Source organism: Cryobacterium breve (assembly GCF_004402375.1).
GTDB classification, from domain to species: domain Bacteria; phylum Actinomycetota; class Actinomycetes; order Actinomycetales; family Microbacteriaceae; genus Cryobacterium; species Cryobacterium breve.
On sequence record NZ_SOGJ01000028.1, the window covers coordinates 49,563 to 64,480 of the forward strand.

Consider the following 14,918-nt stretch of genomic DNA (forward strand, 5'->3'; position numbering starts at 1 on the left):
GCAGCTACACGTCGTCGGGCAGATCGCGTGTCACGGGCCCGGCGGGGTGTCCCCCTTTAGGCGGACACCTGGATTTTATCGGGACGTTTTCTCGCTCGGATATCCCCCGTTCGGGGCGGCGGCTCCCGCGCGAACGACAGGGCGCTCAGGTTCAAAAACCAGGGTGCCCTGTCGTCGGGTGAGGCGTGGCGCTAGCCGAGCAGCAGCTTGGCGAGCCTGTCGGACGAGTAGACCGTGGTGGCCGCGGCGGTCGCCTCGGCCGGTGACCCGTAGCCCCACTCCACGAGAATGGTCGGCACGCCATGCTCCGCGGCTCCCTCGGCGTCGTAGCGGCGGTCGCCGACCATGACGGGGGCGGTGAGGTCGGCGCCGGCGGCACCGAGGCGTTCGAGTGCCTCGGCCACGATATCCGCCTTGGAGCTGCGGGTCTCGGTGTCTGTCGATCCCACGATCGCAGCGAAGTACCGGGCGAGGTCGAAGTGCTCCAACACGGCGATCGCGTTGTGCTGGGTCTTGCTGGTGGCCACGGCCATCGGGATCTTCGCTGCGTGAATGCGCTCGAGCACCCCGGCGACCCCCGGGAAAATGGCTGTGTCGAGGAGGTGCCCGTTCTGGTAGTCGGCCCGATAGACGGCGACGGCCTCGACGGCCTCGTCCGGAGTCATTCCGGCGTATTCGCGGAAGGCAGCCAGCAGAGGCGGCCCCACATAGGCCAGCAACTCGGACACGGAGGGAACGGGGCGACCCAGGACGGCGAAGGTGCGGGCGAGGGAACTGGTGATGGCCGGGGCGGAATCCGTGATCGTTCCGTCGAGGTCAAAGAGAATGGCACTCCAGGTGCGAGTCAATGTCGAATTCACTCGCTCATACTAAGGTGCGGAGAGCCGGTTTCGTTCGAAAACATTGAAAACGTGAGGTTAACGCGGTTTCCCCCGGCGCACCAGTCCTAGAAGAGTTTCGACTGCGTGTCGTCTAGCCCGCGCATCGCGTCGTAGTCGAGCAGGAGACAACGGATGCCGCGGTCCTCGGCCAGCGTGCGCGCCTGCGGCTTGATGATCTGTGCCGCGAAGACACCCCTGACCGGGGAAAGATGCGGGTCGCGGTTCATCAACTCGAGGTAGCGGGTGAGCTGTTCCACGCCATCGATGTCGCCGCGTCGTTTGAGCTCGACGGCGACGGAACCGCCCGACGCATCCCTCGCCAGGATGTCGACGGGGCCGATCGCCGTCATGTACTCCCGCCGCACGAGAGTGTGACCGTCGCCGAGTAGGTGGATGTGCTCGGCCAGCAGCTTCTGCAGGTGCGCTTCGACGCCGTCCTTGATCAGGCCGGGGTCGATGCCGAGCTCATGGGCTGAGTCGTGCAGCACCTCGTGGATGCTGACGATGAGCTCGTCAGCGGTTTTGGCGTGGGTGACCGTCCAGATGGCCGTGACACCGGCATCCGTCTGGTCGTCGTCGGGCTCAGAGTGGGCCAGGCTGCACGGCGGGCTCATCCAGTTCAGCGGCTTGTATGAGCCGCCGTCGGAGTGCACGAGCACGCTGCCGTCCGACTTGATCATGAGGAGGCGGGTGGCCAGCGGCAAATGCGCACTGAGCCTTCCGGCGTAGTCGACGGAACATTTCGCAATCACAAGGCGCACCGTTCGAGCCTAACCGCGCCCGGCGCGTGCGGTTCCCCGCTCGCGAGCCGCGGGGGCCGCCAGACCGGCCAGGATCATCAGCACGAGGATCAGGTATAAGGCGTTCAGGATGCCCCAGGACTCGCCGAGCAGGCCGAGCACGGGCGGACCGACGAGGAACGCGAAATACCCGATCATGGCGACGGCGCTGACCCGGGCGGCCGCGTTGCGGGTGTCGTCGGCGGCGGCCGACATGCCGACCGGGAACCCGAGCGAGGCGCCCAAACCCCAGAGCACCGTCCCGGTGTAGAGAACCGGCTGGTTCGGCGCGAGGATGAACAGAAGCAGGCCGACGACTCCCAGCACCGCGCACACGCGCAGCACGGGAACCCGCCCGAACCGGTCGAGGACCGGACCGCCGAACACCCGCCCGACCGTCATCGCCGTCACGAAGACCCCGAACACGATCGCGCCCTCGGTGTTGCTCATGGCGTGCCCGTCAACCGCCGCCAGGGCCAGCCAGTCGTTGGCGGAGCCCTCCGCAAACGTCATTCCGAGCACGATCACGCCGATCAGGAGCACCGTGACGTCGCCCCAGACGGCCAGATTCGCGCGCAGGCGTTCCCGCCAGTTTCCGGCCACGGATGCGCTCGATGTCGCCGCGCCCGGCGCATCCGTTTCCGGCTCCGCGTCGTGCTCCCGCTGCGGGATGGTGCGCACCGCGGCCACGGCCGTCACGAGCACGAGGACCGCAATCACCGCGAGGTGCCAGAACACGGGCAGTTCTACGAAGGATGCCCCGGCTCCGATCAGCGCGCCGATGACGGTTCCGAGGCTGAAACAGGCATGCATCAGCGGCATCAGGGTCTTTCCCACGGCCCGTTCGGCGGCTGCGCCCTCGACGTTCATCATCACGTCGAGGGCGCCCATGCCGAAACCCATCAGTGCCAGGCCTGCGAAGACAAGCCCTGCCGTGGGTATCAGGCTCGCGCCGACTCCCGCCGTGATGAGCCCGACCGTGGAGACACCAACGCTGAGTGTCATCGCGCGCCGCGTGCCGAGGCGGGCGAGCAGCCCGACCGCAGCTATGAGGCCGAGCACCGACCCGCCCGAAAGTCCGAAGATGACCAGGCCCACCTGTGCCGTCGTGAGGTCGAGACCGTCACGCACGGCGGGGATCCGGGACATCCAGGTGGCCAGGGTCAGCCCGCTGACGAAGAAGATCGCGAAAACAGCATTGCGCCAGGCGAGCAGGCCGCTCCGGGTTTCTGCCGGGGTGACGGTCCCGGGGGTGTGTGGTGGCTGGGTCATGGGTGTCCTGTCGGTGAGAGGGGATCCGACAAGCGGACGATTCGAAACGACACCTCCAAACTATCCGACGACGCGGCCCGTGCCCGGTCTGCCCGTGCGCAGGGCGGTAGTCCGGCATCCCGGTGCACCGAGTTCGCGGAATGGCCGCGGGAGCTTAGAGTGACTGGATACTCGCGCAGGCGAATCGCTCCGGAGGGGCGGCCCTGCGCGGTCACGCAGAGTGAGTCCGAGGAGCCCCATGACCGACACCATTGCCCCCATCGCACCGGCCCACGGCGTCGGCCTGACTGACGCCGCCGCGCTGAAGGTGCGCAGCCTGCTCAGCCAGGAGGGTCGTGAAGACCTGAACCTGCGCGTTGCCGTGCAGCCCGGTGGCTGTTCCGGACTGATCTACCAGCTGTACTTCGACGAGCGCATTCTCGAGGGCGACGTCGTTGTGGACTTCGACGGGGTCGGGGTCGTACTGGACAAGATGAGCGTGCCGTACCTCGAGGGTGCCTCGATCGATTTCGAGGACACCATCGCCAAGCAGGGCTTCACGATCGACAACCCGAACGCGGGCAGCAGCTGCGCCTGCGGCGACTCCTTCAGCTAGCGCCCGCCGCGGCATCCGTTGCCCGCGCCCGACCCGCCTGGCGCAGGTTGTGGAAGCCGGCGCACGTTACATCCTGCGCCTGCTTCCACACCCTGAGCCGCGAGCGTCGGGTGGTCCGGGCGTCCCCCAGCGCCCGGGGCCCCGGGATCAGCGCGCGCCGACGACCATCCAATGAGATGCCCGGGCCCGCAAACCCAGGGTCACCGCGCGAGCACCGAGGTAGCCGAACGCGAACGCTGCCATCAGCCAGGCCAACCCGGTGGCCCCGGAAGGCGCCAACAGCAGCACCGCGACGGCCAGCGGCACGAACGCGGCCAGGTTCACCAGTCCGGTGAGGGCGAGGTAGCGCGCGTCACCCGCGCCGATCAGCACCCCGTCGAGCACGAACACGACGCCGCCGAGCGGAACGGAAAGTCCGAGCACGATCAGGGTCGCCGGCAGCAGGCCGCTGACCTCGGTCGCGTTCGTGAACAAACGGCCGAGCACCCCACTCGCGGCGATCACCAACAGTCCGAGCGCGGCCCCGCTCAGCACGCCCCACTCGAGACAGCGCTTGAGCACTGCGCGCACTTCGGCCAGGTTGCCGGCGCCGAGACCCCGACCTACCAGTGCCTGCGCCGCGATCGCGAGGGCGTCGAGGGCGAACGCCAGGGTGGCGAACAGGGTCATCGCGATCTGGAAGGCGGCCAGCTCGGGGGAACCGAGGTTCGTGGCCACGAACACCGCGAGCAGCATGGCCGCACGCAGGCTCACCGTGCGCAGGAACAGCCAGCCGCCGGATGCCGCGCCCAGCAACATCCCGGCTCGATGCGGGCGCAGCGGCGCGCCCTCGCGGCGGGCGTGGCGGCCGACGACGGCCAGGTAGACGCCGACCATTGCCCACTGGGCGATGATCGTGCCGAGGGCGGATCCGACGATGCCGAGGTTCAGCCCGTAGATGAAGACCGCATTGAGAAGGATGTTGGCCGAGAAACCGATCCCGGCCACCCACAGTGGGGTGCGGGTGTCCTGCAGGCCTCGGAGCAGGCCGGTTGCCGCAAAGACGAGCAGCATGGCCGGAAGGCCGAACATCGAAATGCCCAGATAGCTGGCGGCCGCAGCGGTGACGGCGGGCTCGGCGCCGAAGGCACCGACGAGGAGAGGCGTGGCGAACCAGCCGGCAGCGGCGAGCAGCAGGCCGAGGCCCAGGGCGAGCCAGAGCCCGTCGATGCCGACTCCGACGGCCCGGCGGCGGTCGCCGACGCCCAGCCAGCGGGCCACCGCGGGAGTGGTGCTGTAGGCCAGAAAGACCATCAGGCCGATGATCGTCTGCAGGACGGCGCTCGCCAGGCCGAGTCCGGCGAGCGGAACGGCGCCGAGGTGTCCAACCATCGCGGAGTCGGCGAGCAGGAATAGCGGCTCGGCGATGAGCGCGCCGACGGCGGGAATGGCGAGGCGCAGGATCTCGCGGTCGATGGGCTGCGGGCGTAGCACGGTGAGGCTGATCCCAAAACTCTAGTTCAGCCCTTCCGCGCCCGCCTCCGGTGGTCGAGCTGGTCGCGACCTGGCCCGCCCGAGGCGGTCCCGGAGGAATGCCGATGATCTCCATCGACGCATCGCCTATGTGCCCGGAGACGTTAGCTGTGGCCCAATCTGTCCGGTGGCGAGGCCATCGACCTCCTCACCCGGCTGCGCGGGGGAACCAAGGATGTCGGGGTCTATCGGGACCGTCGCGCGCACCTCATCGACACCTTCCAGCTCGACCCCACCAAGAAGGGCCGCACCTACTCCAAGGGCAATCGACAGAAGGTCGCTCTCATCGCGGCACTGGCCGCCCCGGCGGACCTGTTCATCCTCGACGAGCCGACCTCGGGGCTCGATCCGCTGATGGACGCCGTCCTCCGCCGGGAGCTGCAGGCGGCGATGGCGGGCGGGGCTACGGTTCTGCTCTCCAGCCACATCCTCTCCGAGGTGGAACATCTCTGCGATCGGGTGAGTATCATCCGGGCCGGTCGCACGGTGGAGACCGGAAACCTGGCCCAATTGCGGCACCTCACTCGCATCGAAATCAGTTTCGCGAGCACGGGACTGACCGATGCCGATCTGCACGGACTGGCGGCACGCATCCCCACCGCTCACGACCTTGTCCTCGCCCAGACCGGTGCGGTCGCCCGCGACGCCGGCGGGCCGGCTCGAGCCGTTGCTGGCCACGGCCGTGCACGGTATCGCCGCGGCCCTGCTCATCCTGGCGATCGCGGCGCTGCTCGTCGCGGTCGTGCCGCGGATCAGCACCGGCCTGAGCTGGGGTGTGCTGCTGGCCGCTGGGTTCATCGGCGAGTTCGGCGAGCTCTTCGGACTGCCCGATTGGCTACTCAACCTGTCTCCGTTCACCCACACGCCCGTGATCGGCGCTGTAGACGTGGATTGGACCGGAGCTCTAGGGATGCTGGGCCTCGCCCTGGTGGGCGGGGTATCGGCCGGGGTGGGCATCCGTCGCCGCGACCTGGCGCTCTAACGCCCCGGGCACGACCGCCGGGACTCGACAAGCTCGACCACCGCCAAGGTGCAGCGAATAGGGTGGAGGTATGACTGACCAGGGGCCTGCATCCGGAATCGACCGCGACGAACTTGACCTGGAGGTGCGTCCGCAGGACGACCTCTTCCTGCACGTGAACGGCCAGTGGATCGACCGGAGCGAGATCCCGTCCGACAAGGCCCGCTGGGGTTCGTTCTATCTTCTCGCCGAGGAATCGGAGAAGGCCGTGCGCGAGATCATCCTTGAGGCCCAGTCGGCCGCCCCCGGCACCGAGGAACGCAAATTCGGCGACCTCTATGCCAGTTTCATGGACGAGGCCCGCGTCGAAGAGCGTGGCGCCACCCCGCTCGCGGCCGATCTCGCCACGGTCGACGCCGTCACCTCCCTCCCCGAACTGCTAGCCACCCTCGGACGCCTCGAGCGAGTGGGAGTGTCCGGCGCCTTCGGTCTCTTCGTCGACAACGACCCGGGCGACCCCGAGCGCTACCTCGTCTTCGTCGAGCAGGGCGGGCTCGGCCTGCCCGACGAGTCCTACTACCGCGACGAGAAATCTGCCGCGATCCGCGAGGCCTACCAGTCATTCCTTGAACGGATGTTCGGTCTCGCCGGAGTTTCGGACGCCGCCGACCGCGCCCAGCGCGTCTTCGCACTCGAGACCGAGCTCGCCACGCACCACTGGGACAAGGTGCGCTCGCGCGACAGCGAGAAGACCTACAACCTCAAGACCTGGGGCCAGGTCACGGCGTTGGCCGCTGGCGCAGACCTGCACCTGTGGCTCGAGGGCCTGGACACCCCGGCGGGCGCACTCGACGAGGTCGTCGTGCGCCAGCCCAGTTTCGTGACCGGGCTGGCGGAGATGCTCACGGAGGACCAGCTCGAAAGCTGGAAAGACTGGCTGCGGTGGCAGGTCATCCGTTCCGGTGCCGCGTTCCTGTCAAGAAGTTTTGTCGAGTCCAGCTTCGACTTCTACGGTCGCACCCTGACCGGCACGCCCCAGTTGCGCGAGCGCTGGAAGCGCGGTGTCTCATTGGTCGAGGGCGCTCTTGGCGAGGCCGTCGGCCGCATCTACGTGGAGCGGCACTTCAAGCCCAGCGCGAAGGCGAGCATGGACGTGCTGGTGGCCAATCTGGTCGAGGCGTACCGCCGCAGCATCACCGACCTCGAGTGGATGACCGCCGAGACGCGGTCCCGGGCGCTGGACAAGCTCGAGAAATTCACCCCAAAGATCGGCTACCCGGCCACGTGGCGCGACTACTCGACCCTCACGATCGACCCGGCCGACCTGATTGCCAACGTGCGCGCCACGAACGAGTTCGAGTTCCAGCGCGAACTGGGCAAGATCGGCAACCCGCTCGACCGGGACGAGTGGTTCATGACCCCGCAGACCATCAACGCCTACTACAACCCGGGGTTCAACGAGATCGTCTTCCCCGCCGCCATCCTGCAGCCGCCGTTCTTCGACGATGCGCGCGATTCTGCCGCCAACTACGGTGCAATCGGCGCCGTGATCGGTCACGAGATCGGCCACGGCTTCGACGACCAGGGCTCGAAGTACGACGGCACCGGGCTGCTCACCGATTGGTGGACCGAAGAAGACCGCGCGGCCTTCGAGGAACGCACCAGTTCGCTGATCGAGCAGTTCAACACGCTCGCCCCGAAGCAGATTCCCGACCATTTCGTCAACGGCGCGCTCACCATCGGCGAAAACATCGGCGACCTCGGTGGGCTCTCGATCGCCTGGAAGGCCTACCTGATCTCGCTCGACGGCCAGGAGCCGCCCGTGATCGACGGGTTCACCGGTGCCCAGCGGTTCTTCCTCTCCTGGGCCCAGGCCTGGCAGCTCAAGATGCGCGACGAGGAGGCCATCCGTCTGCTCTCGATCGACCCGCATTCTCCCAACGAATTTCGGTGCAACCAGATCGTGCGCAACATCGACGAGTTCTACACGGCGTTCGGGGTCACCCCCGACGACGGTCTCTGGTTGGACCCGGAGAAGCGCGTTACGATCTGGTGACCTCAACGCTCCACCCGCAAGTCATCGCGGTGCCGGGGACCAGCCGCCCGAACCCATAAAAGGACCTGTCCACTGTGGTCATCTCATCCCAGGAATCAGAGCGCCGGTCGCGCCATTCCGCGGTTCGGCGCGGGCGGCACGGTGGCGCGGAGGCAACGGCGAATTTCGGCCGCGGATTCCAAGCACTGGGCGACCTCGCGGTTGACGGCGTGCAGGTCTCGGCCCGTGCCACCGATTTGGTCACCGGTCGAGTGCTGTTCTCCGTGGACGACCACGTGGTCATGCCCACGGCCGGGATCGGCACCGTGCTCCTGCTGATCGAGGTGGCCGCCCGGCTGCGGGACGCCGACTTCGGCGCGTACACGATCCTGGATCGCAGCGTCGCCGATTCGGTTGCCGGTTCCGGGCTCTGGCAGCACCTGCAGGCACCTTCGCTTCCGGTTGCCGACCTCGCGGCCCTGATCGGGGCAGCCAACGATAACCTGGCCACCAACGTGTTGCTTCGCGCCGTCGGCCTCGACGCCGTGCGTGCCCGCGCCGAGCAGCTCGGGCTCAGCCGAACCGCACTGCTCGACCTCGTGCGTGACCAGCGGGGACCCGACGACGCGCCGCAGCTCTCGGTGGGCAGCGCCAAGGAGCTCACCTGGCTGTTCACCGCGTTGGCCCGCGGCGAGATCGTCGACGCCGCGGCGAGCGAACGCGTGATCGGCTGGCTGTCGTTGGGCGCCGACCTGTCCATGGTCGCCAGCGCCTTCGGCTTCGACCCGCTCGCCCACCGCGCCGGCGACCACGGCCTGCTGCTGGTGAACAAGACCGGAACGGATGCCGGCGTCCGCAGCGAGGTCGGCATCCTGCGCGGTCCGCGTGCCGGATTGACCTACATGGTCTCGATGTCATTCGCCGACACCCGCCTCTCGTCCCGGCTCGCTGTGCTCGACGGCATGCGGGCGGTCGGCCTCGACCTGCTCGAATACGTGCACTGAACTGAGCCGTCGGCGAAACCGAACTGCCCCCGCGAAGGATCTCTTCGCGGGGGCAGTTCGGGGCTGTGGAGGTGGAGCTCGTCAGCAACACCGCCCCTGGGGGTTCACGTCCTGCCGGTCGGTCTGGTCGCGCCAGAATTCGCGTTCCGTCATCATCACCGGTCTGTCGCAGGCGACCGCAGCCGGGTCGTGAATCGAATGCTCGTGGGCCTCGTCAAGCGATTCATGGTGAGCCCTGTACTTGTCGTACGCGTCCTCGCCCATGACCCCCCTCATAAACCAGGCGAATCCCTTCGCGCCCTCACGGACGCTGGCGAGGAAGCTCATCGGCGGGGCGTCTTCCTCGCCTTGTCCAGCTTGGCCTGGGCGATCTGCGCGTCCCAGCGCGAGGCGAGTTTCTTCTCTTCCGGGGTCGCGACGAAACCGGACGGGGCGAACATCTGCGATGCCACCGCGTCATCCTCGTTGGTGCCGAAGCTGTGGGTCTGGTAAGACTTCCAGGTGGCCTGCGCGGCGGTGACCATCACGATCATGGCCAGCACGACGAACAGGATCGAGAGGATGCCCTGCACCATCGTGTTGCGCACGACGGCCTCCATCGCCTCGACGGTCTTGGCGGTGCCGAAGCTGGTGAGCCCCTCGTCAAGGGCCTTCGAGAACGCCCGGTTCTGGGCGAAGTAGCCCACGTTGGGAACGCTCGAGAAGATCTTCAGGAACGACGCGTAGATGGTCACGACGGCCGCGAAGGTCAGTGGCAGGGCCACGACCCAGAGATACGTGAACAGCCCGCGCTTGGCCACGATTGCCAGGCAGACGGCCAAGGCGATGGCCGCGAGCAGCTGGTTCGCGATCCCGAACAGCGGGAACAGGGTGTTGATGCCGCCGAGCGGGTCGGTGACGCCCATCACGAGCACGGCACCCCAGGCGGCGACCATGATGCCGGTCGTGACCCAGGCGCCCAGGCGCCAGGAGGTGTTCTTGAACTTCGGGAAGAAATTGCCGAGGCTGTCCTGCAGCATGAACCGGGCCACGCGGGTTCCGGCGTCCACGGCGGTGAGGATGAACAGTGCCTCGAACATGATGGCGAAGTGGTACCAGAACGCCATCATTCCCGAGCCGCCCGCCACCTGCTGCATGATGTTGGCGAGGCCGACCGACAAGGTCGGGGCGCCGCCGGTGCGCGACACGATGGTCTCCTCGCCCACGTTCTTCGCGGTCTCGGTGAGCATCTCGGGAGTCAGGTTGACTCCGGTCAGGCCGAGGCTGTTCACGAACGTGACGGCACCCTCAACGGTGCCGCCGGTCAAAGCCGGCGAGGAATTCATGGCGAAGTAGATGCCGCGGTCGATCGACAGCGCGGCGACGAGCGCCATTATGGCGACGAATGATTCCATCAGCATGCCGCCGTAGCCGATGAACCGGGTCTGGCGTTCCTTCTCGATCAGCTTCGGCGTGGTGCCGGAGGCAATCAGGGCGTGAAAGCCGGAGAGGGCTCCGCAGGCGATGGTGACGAACAGGAACGGGAAGAGCGTGCCGCTCACCACGGGGCCGCCGCCGTTCACGAACTCGCTGGTTGCCGGGGCCGAGATCTCGGGGCGGACGACGATGATGGCGAGTGCCAGCATCCCGATCGTGCCGATTTTCATGAAGGTGGACAGGTAGTCGCGGGGGGCCAGCAACAGCCAGACCGGGAGGATGGCGGCCACGAAACCGTAGACGATGATGCCGATCGCGAGAGGCAGCGGGTCGATGGCGAAGAAGGTCGATCCCCATTCGGTGTCTGCGATCATGCCGCCGCCGATGATGGCGGCCAGCAGCAGCACGAAACCGATCACCGAGATCTCGGTGACCCGGCCGGGGCGGAAGAAGCGCAGGTAGACGCCCATGAACAGCGCGATCGGGATGGTCATCGAGACTGAGAAGACTCCCCAGGGGCTGTCGGCGAGGGCGTTGACCACGACGAGCGCGAGGATGGCAACGATGATGACCATGATCGCCAGAGTCGCGATGAGGGCGGCCGTGCCGCCCACCTTGCCGAGCTCGTCCCTGGCCATCTGGCCCAGGGAGCGGCCGCCGCGACGCATCGAGAAGAACAGCACCAAGTAGTCCTGCACCGCGCCGGCGAATACGACACCGACGATGATCCAGATCGTGCCGGGTAGGTAGCCCATCTGGGCGGCCAGCACGGGGCCGACGAGCGGCCCGGCACCGGCGATGGCGGCGAAGTGGTGGCCGAAGAGAACCCGGCGGTCGGTGGCCGCGAAGTCCTTGCCATCGGCCTTGTACTCGGCCGGCGTCGCCCGCCGGTCATCCGGGCGGAGCAGGTGCTTCTGGATGTAGTTGGAGTAGAAGCGGTAGCCGATCAGGTACGTGCAGACGGCCGCGAAGACGAACCAGATGGCGTTGACGGTCTCACCGCGAACGACGGCGAGCATGACCCAGCTGAGTCCGCCGAGCAGGGAGATGGCACCCCAGAGGACGATCTTCGCCGGGGTCCAGTGGGCCTCTTCGGCGTCATGCGTGGTTTGGTCGAGGGCAACAGGCAACAGGAGGGGATCCCGGTCCAGTTCCTCACCCCGCTTGGGTGAATCGTGTGGCGTGCGGGGCTTGGTGCCCATGATCTCTCCTTTGAGGTGCCCGCAAGGTCTGCGGAAATCCTTAGCAAGGCTAACAGCTTTGCGACAGTTTCCTGACGGATGCCTAAAATGGGCTGAGCGCCGTTCGGCTTCGGTCTGTTCTCCGTGCTATCCAGCCTTTCCGCCCTCTCGACCATTGGAGCCACCGTGGCCGCCCTGTCCCGCCTCGATTCCGTCATCGCCCTTGCCCGCCACCGCGGGTTCGTGTTCCAGGCCGGTGAAATCTATGGCGGATCCCGGTCCGCCTGGGATTACGGACCTCTTGGCGTGGAGCTCAAGGAGAACATCAAGAAGCAGTGGTGGCGCTTCATGGTCACCAGCCGGGATGACGTGGTCGGCCTCGACTCCTCGGTGATCCTTCCCCGAAAGGTGTGGGAGGCATCCGGTCACGTCGAGGTTTTCAGCGACCCGCTGGTCGAGTGCACGAGCTGCCACAAGCGCTTCCGCGCCGACCACCTCGAAGAGGAATTCGAGGAAAAGAAGGGCCGCCCGCCCGAAGGCGGCATCGACGGCATCCCCTGCCCCAACTGCGGCAACCGGCACATCTGGACGCAGCCCCGCGCCTTCTCCGGCCTGCTCAAGACCTACCTCGGCCCGGTCGACGACGAGGCCGGCATGCACTACCTGCGCCCCGAGACCGCGCAGGGAATCTTCGTGAACTTCGCCAACGTGCTGCAGGCTGCCCGCATGAAGCCGCCGTTCGGCATCGGGCAGATCGGCAAGAGCTTCCGCAACGAGATCACCCCGGGAAACTTCATCTTCCGCACCCGCGAGTTCGAGCAGATGGAGATGGAATTCTTCGTCGAGCCGGGTACGGATGAGACGTGGCACCAGTACTGGATCGACCAGCGGATGGCGTGGTACACGGGCCTCGGCATCAACATCGACAACCTGCGCCTGTTCGAACACCCGGCCGAGAAGCTCTCGCACTACTCCAAGCGCACCGTGGACATCGAATACCGATTCGGTTTCAGCGGCAGCGAATTCGGCGAGCTCGAGGGTGTCGCCAACCGCACCGACTTCGACCTCAGGACGCACGCGGAGGCATCCGGCAAGGATCTCTCCTACTTCGACCAGACGAAGAACGAGCGCTGGGTTCCCTATGTGATCGAGCCCGCGGCCGGGCTGACCCGTTCGCTGATGGCGTTCCTGGTGGACGCCTATCACGAGGAGGAAGTGCCCAACGCGAAGGGCGGCGTCGACAAGCGCACCGTGCTGAGGCTCGACCCGCGACTCGCCCCGATCAAGGTGGCCGTGCTCCCGCTGTCTCGCAACGAGGCGCTTTCGCCCATGGCCAAGTCCCTTGCGGCCCGGCTGCGCGAGTCCTGGAACGTGGACTTCGACGACGCCGGCGCCATCGGCCGCCGCTACCGCCGCCAGGACGAGATCGGCACCCCGTACTGCGTCACCGTCGACTTCGACTCGCTCGAGGATCAGGCCGTCACCGTGCGCGACCGTGACACCATGGCGCAGGAACGCGTGCCCCTCGACGAGCTCGACGCCTACCTCGCTGTGCGTTTGCGCGGCGCCTAGCCCACTCGCACTCGCACCCGTCTAGTCGCTGGAGCCGGCAGCCGGCAGCCGTCCGCGTGCACGGCGGCCCGTCGTGCTGGTGGGGCTAACTCAGGAGAACTGCCGGGCGCGCGCCACGGTGTCCCCGGAACGACTGGGCTGCGGCGACAGGGCGCGCCGGATCTCCTGAATTAGCCACACTGGCGCGCTTGCCGCACAGGCGAACGGATGCTCGGCGCGGCGACGCGCGCGACGGGGTCAGGCCGGGTCAGACTGGGTCAGGCCGGGTCAGGCCGGGTCAGACGGGGTCAGGCCGGCGGCGAGCGGACGCGGTCAGGATGCCGCGGGTCCGATATCGACGACAGCGGCAACCGATCCGGCGGCGGGAAGCTCAACCTGGATGCCGAACAGGGCATCAAGCCCGGTCAGGAACGCGGCCTGCTCTCCCGCCCTGGCCAACTCGCGGGAGCGCACCATCGGGGTGTGCAGCAACACGCCGGCGAGGTGACGAAGGGCCGACTCGGTCTGTTCGCTGTTGTCGCCACGGTTGCGCGCGCGCTCGATCTCCCCGTCCAGGATGTCGAAGATGTAGCTGCGGAGGGCCACGACGGCCGGCGCCAGGCTCTGCTCCTCGGCGACTGCTGAGAACTTGCGGGCGGCGCGTCCCACGATCAATCGGGCGTCGCTGGTGGCGTTGAGCTCCTCAAGCGGCGCGTGGATGCGGATGGTCTCAAGGTCGAGCAGTTCGACGCCGGCCAGGTCCGTGACGTCCGGGTCGACGTTGCGGGGCAGGCCCAGGTCGATGATGAGTCGACGCGGGATCTCGGTCGGGGCATCCTTCATCGGGCAGGCGGGGAGCGTGCGCGCTTCGGCGGCCGGCAGCTGCAGGGAGAGAGCGCGCCCGGAGTGGAGCAAGGCCGCGTCGATCACGTGGACGTCGGCGGTCGTGCAGGTGAGGATCAGGTCGGCCTCGGCGGCCTCCACGGCGAACGCGGATTCGGTGACGGCGGTGATCTGATGCGAGGTGGCGAACTTGTGGGCTCTGCCCGATGGCGAGTACACCCGCACGTCCTCGGCGCCGAGCTCGCGCAGCGCGGCGAGGGACGCCCCCGCGTAGCGTCCGGTGCCGACCAGCAGCACGCGGGTCTCGGCCCAGTCCGTGATGCGGCTCTCGGCCAGTTCGAGGGCCAGGCGCACGAGCGAACGCCCGGCGGCGCCGATGCCGGTGCGGTTCTTCACACCGCGCGAGGTCTGCGAGGCGCGTTGGAAGAGGCGTTCGAGTTCGGGGCTGGTGGTGCCGCCGACTCGGGCCTGCTCGAGCGAGCGGCGCACCTGACCGGCGATCTCGCCTTCGCCGACGACCACGGATTCGAGGCCGCTCGTCACAGCGAACAGGTGCTCGGCGACGCCGCCGCCGTGCACGAGATCAAGGGTGTTCCGCAGCACGTCGACTGCTACTCCGGTCGACGCGCTGACGCCGTCGATAGCGGCGTGTACGGCCGTCAGCGGGGAGGAGCCCACCGGTTCGTCCAGGTCGAGGTAGGCCTCGAACCGGTTGCAGGTGGCCACGACGACGGCGCCGACCAGGGTTGGATGCCGTTCGAGGATTCCGCCTGCCGTGTCGCTCGCACCGACAGACAATTTCTCCAGCACGTCGAAGCTGGAGTTCTTATGGCTGGCGGACAGACAGATCAACACTCATCGATTCTACGACCTGCGGCTGGAGCCCTC

Annotated in this window: 12 protein-coding genes and 1 pseudogene; 6 read left to right on the forward strand and 7 right to left on the reverse strand. The window is 67.5% G+C overall.

Annotated elements, in window-relative coordinates:
* Positions 1–191: 191 nt before the first annotated feature.
* From E3O65_RS13740 to E3O65_RS13750, 3 genes are all read right to left on the reverse strand, one after another.
* The gene (locus tag E3O65_RS13740; protein ID WP_134364303.1) at positions 192–860 is read right to left on the reverse strand and encodes an HAD hydrolase-like protein; all 669 of its coding nucleotides are present in this window, start codon (positions 858–860) and stop codon (positions 192–194) included.
* A gap of 86 nt (positions 861–946) precedes the next feature.
* Positions 947–1,642 (reverse strand): endonuclease NucS, encoded by a 696-nt coding sequence (gene nucS / locus E3O65_RS13745; protein ID WP_134364304.1) that lies wholly within the window; start codon positions 1,640–1,642, stop codon positions 947–949.
* A gap of 9 nt (positions 1,643–1,651) precedes the next feature.
* Positions 1,652–2,932, reverse strand: a complete 1,281-nt coding sequence (locus E3O65_RS13750; protein ID WP_134364305.1) for an MFS transporter — start codon at positions 2,930–2,932, stop codon at positions 1,652–1,654.
* A 238-nt stretch (positions 2,933–3,170) separates the two neighbouring features.
* Between E3O65_RS13750 and erpA the strand changes: the two genes are divergently transcribed.
* On the forward strand, positions 3,171–3,527 hold the full coding sequence (gene erpA, locus E3O65_RS13755) for an iron-sulfur cluster insertion protein ErpA (RefSeq protein WP_104099952.1): 357 nt from the start codon (positions 3,171–3,173) through the stop codon (positions 3,525–3,527).
* 147 nt (positions 3,528–3,674) lie between these two features.
* Here erpA and E3O65_RS13760 read toward each other — a convergent pair whose 3' ends face one another.
* Positions 3,675–5,000, reverse strand: a complete 1,326-nt coding sequence (locus E3O65_RS13760) for an MATE family efflux transporter (protein WP_241985770.1) — start codon at positions 4,998–5,000, stop codon at positions 3,675–3,677.
* Between the two features lie 97 nt (positions 5,001–5,097).
* Here E3O65_RS13760 and E3O65_RS17265 point away from each other — a divergent pair.
* The 4 genes and pseudogenes from E3O65_RS17265 to E3O65_RS13775 form a co-directional block, all read left to right on the forward strand.
* Positions 5,098–5,651: pseudogene (locus E3O65_RS17265) on the forward strand (AAA family ATPase); the annotation flags it as partial.
* Positions 5,650–6,021 carry a hypothetical protein gene (locus tag E3O65_RS17270; RefSeq protein ID WP_241985771.1) on the forward strand — a complete coding sequence of 124 codons (372 nt, stop codon included), beginning with the start codon at positions 5,650–5,652 and terminating at the stop codon, positions 6,019–6,021. The pseudogene E3O65_RS17265 and the gene E3O65_RS17270, both read left to right, overlap by 2 nt.
* A gap of 70 nt (positions 6,022–6,091) precedes the next feature.
* Positions 6,092–8,056 (forward strand): M13 family metallopeptidase, encoded by a 1,965-nt coding sequence (locus E3O65_RS13770; protein WP_134364307.1) that lies wholly within the window; start codon positions 6,092–6,094, stop codon positions 8,054–8,056.
* 74 nt (positions 8,057–8,130) lie between these two features.
* Positions 8,131–9,039 carry a serine hydrolase gene (locus E3O65_RS13775; protein WP_134364308.1) on the forward strand — a complete coding sequence of 303 codons (909 nt, stop codon included), beginning with the start codon at positions 8,131–8,133 and terminating at the stop codon, positions 9,037–9,039.
* Between the two features lie 81 nt (positions 9,040–9,120).
* Here E3O65_RS13775 and E3O65_RS13780 read toward each other — a convergent pair whose 3' ends face one another.
* On the reverse strand, positions 9,121–9,366 hold the full coding sequence (locus E3O65_RS13780) for a YbdD/YjiX family protein (protein ID WP_134364309.1): 246 nt from the start codon (positions 9,364–9,366) through the stop codon (positions 9,121–9,123).
* Positions 9,363–11,657: a carbon starvation CstA family protein gene (locus E3O65_RS13785; protein WP_134364310.1), complete on the reverse strand. Its 2,295-nt coding sequence runs from the start codon at positions 11,655–11,657 to the stop codon at positions 9,363–9,365. The genes E3O65_RS13780 and E3O65_RS13785 overlap by 4 nt, the downstream gene beginning before the upstream one ends.
* Before the next feature lie 165 nt (positions 11,658–11,822).
* On the opposite strand from E3O65_RS13785, the gene E3O65_RS13790 reads away from it, so the two are divergent.
* Positions 11,823–13,208, forward strand: coding sequence for a glycine--tRNA ligase (locus E3O65_RS13790; RefSeq protein WP_134364397.1), 1,386 nt, complete (start codon positions 11,823–11,825; stop codon positions 13,206–13,208).
* A 312-nt stretch (positions 13,209–13,520) separates the two neighbouring features.
* Here E3O65_RS13790 and E3O65_RS13795 read toward each other — a convergent pair whose 3' ends face one another.
* Entirely contained in the window at positions 13,521–14,885 is a 1,365-nt protein-coding gene (locus tag E3O65_RS13795; RefSeq protein ID WP_134364311.1) for a glutamyl-tRNA reductase, read from the reverse strand.
* Positions 14,886–14,918 lie beyond the last annotated feature (33 nt).

What these genes read in the sequence shown, in the direction of transcription:
- E3O65_RS13750 (WP_134364305.1), bottom strand. Translation starts at nt 2,932, where the DNA reads ATGACCCAGCCACCACACACCCCCGGGACCGTCACCCCGGCAGAAACC.
- erpA (WP_104099952.1), top strand. Translation starts at nt 3,171, where the DNA reads ATGACCGACACCATTGCCCCCATCGCACCGGCCCACGGCGTCGGCCTG.
- E3O65_RS13770 (WP_134364307.1), top strand. Translation starts at nt 6,092, where the DNA reads ATGACTGACCAGGGGCCTGCATCCGGAATCGACCGCGACGAACTTGAC.
- E3O65_RS13780 (WP_134364309.1), bottom strand. Translation starts at nt 9,366, where the DNA reads ATGAGCTTCCTCGCCAGCGTCCGTGAGGGCGCGAAGGGATTCGCCTGG.
- E3O65_RS13785 (WP_134364310.1), bottom strand. Translation starts at nt 11,657, where the DNA reads ATGGGCACCAAGCCCCGCACGCCACACGATTCACCCAAGCGGGGTGAG.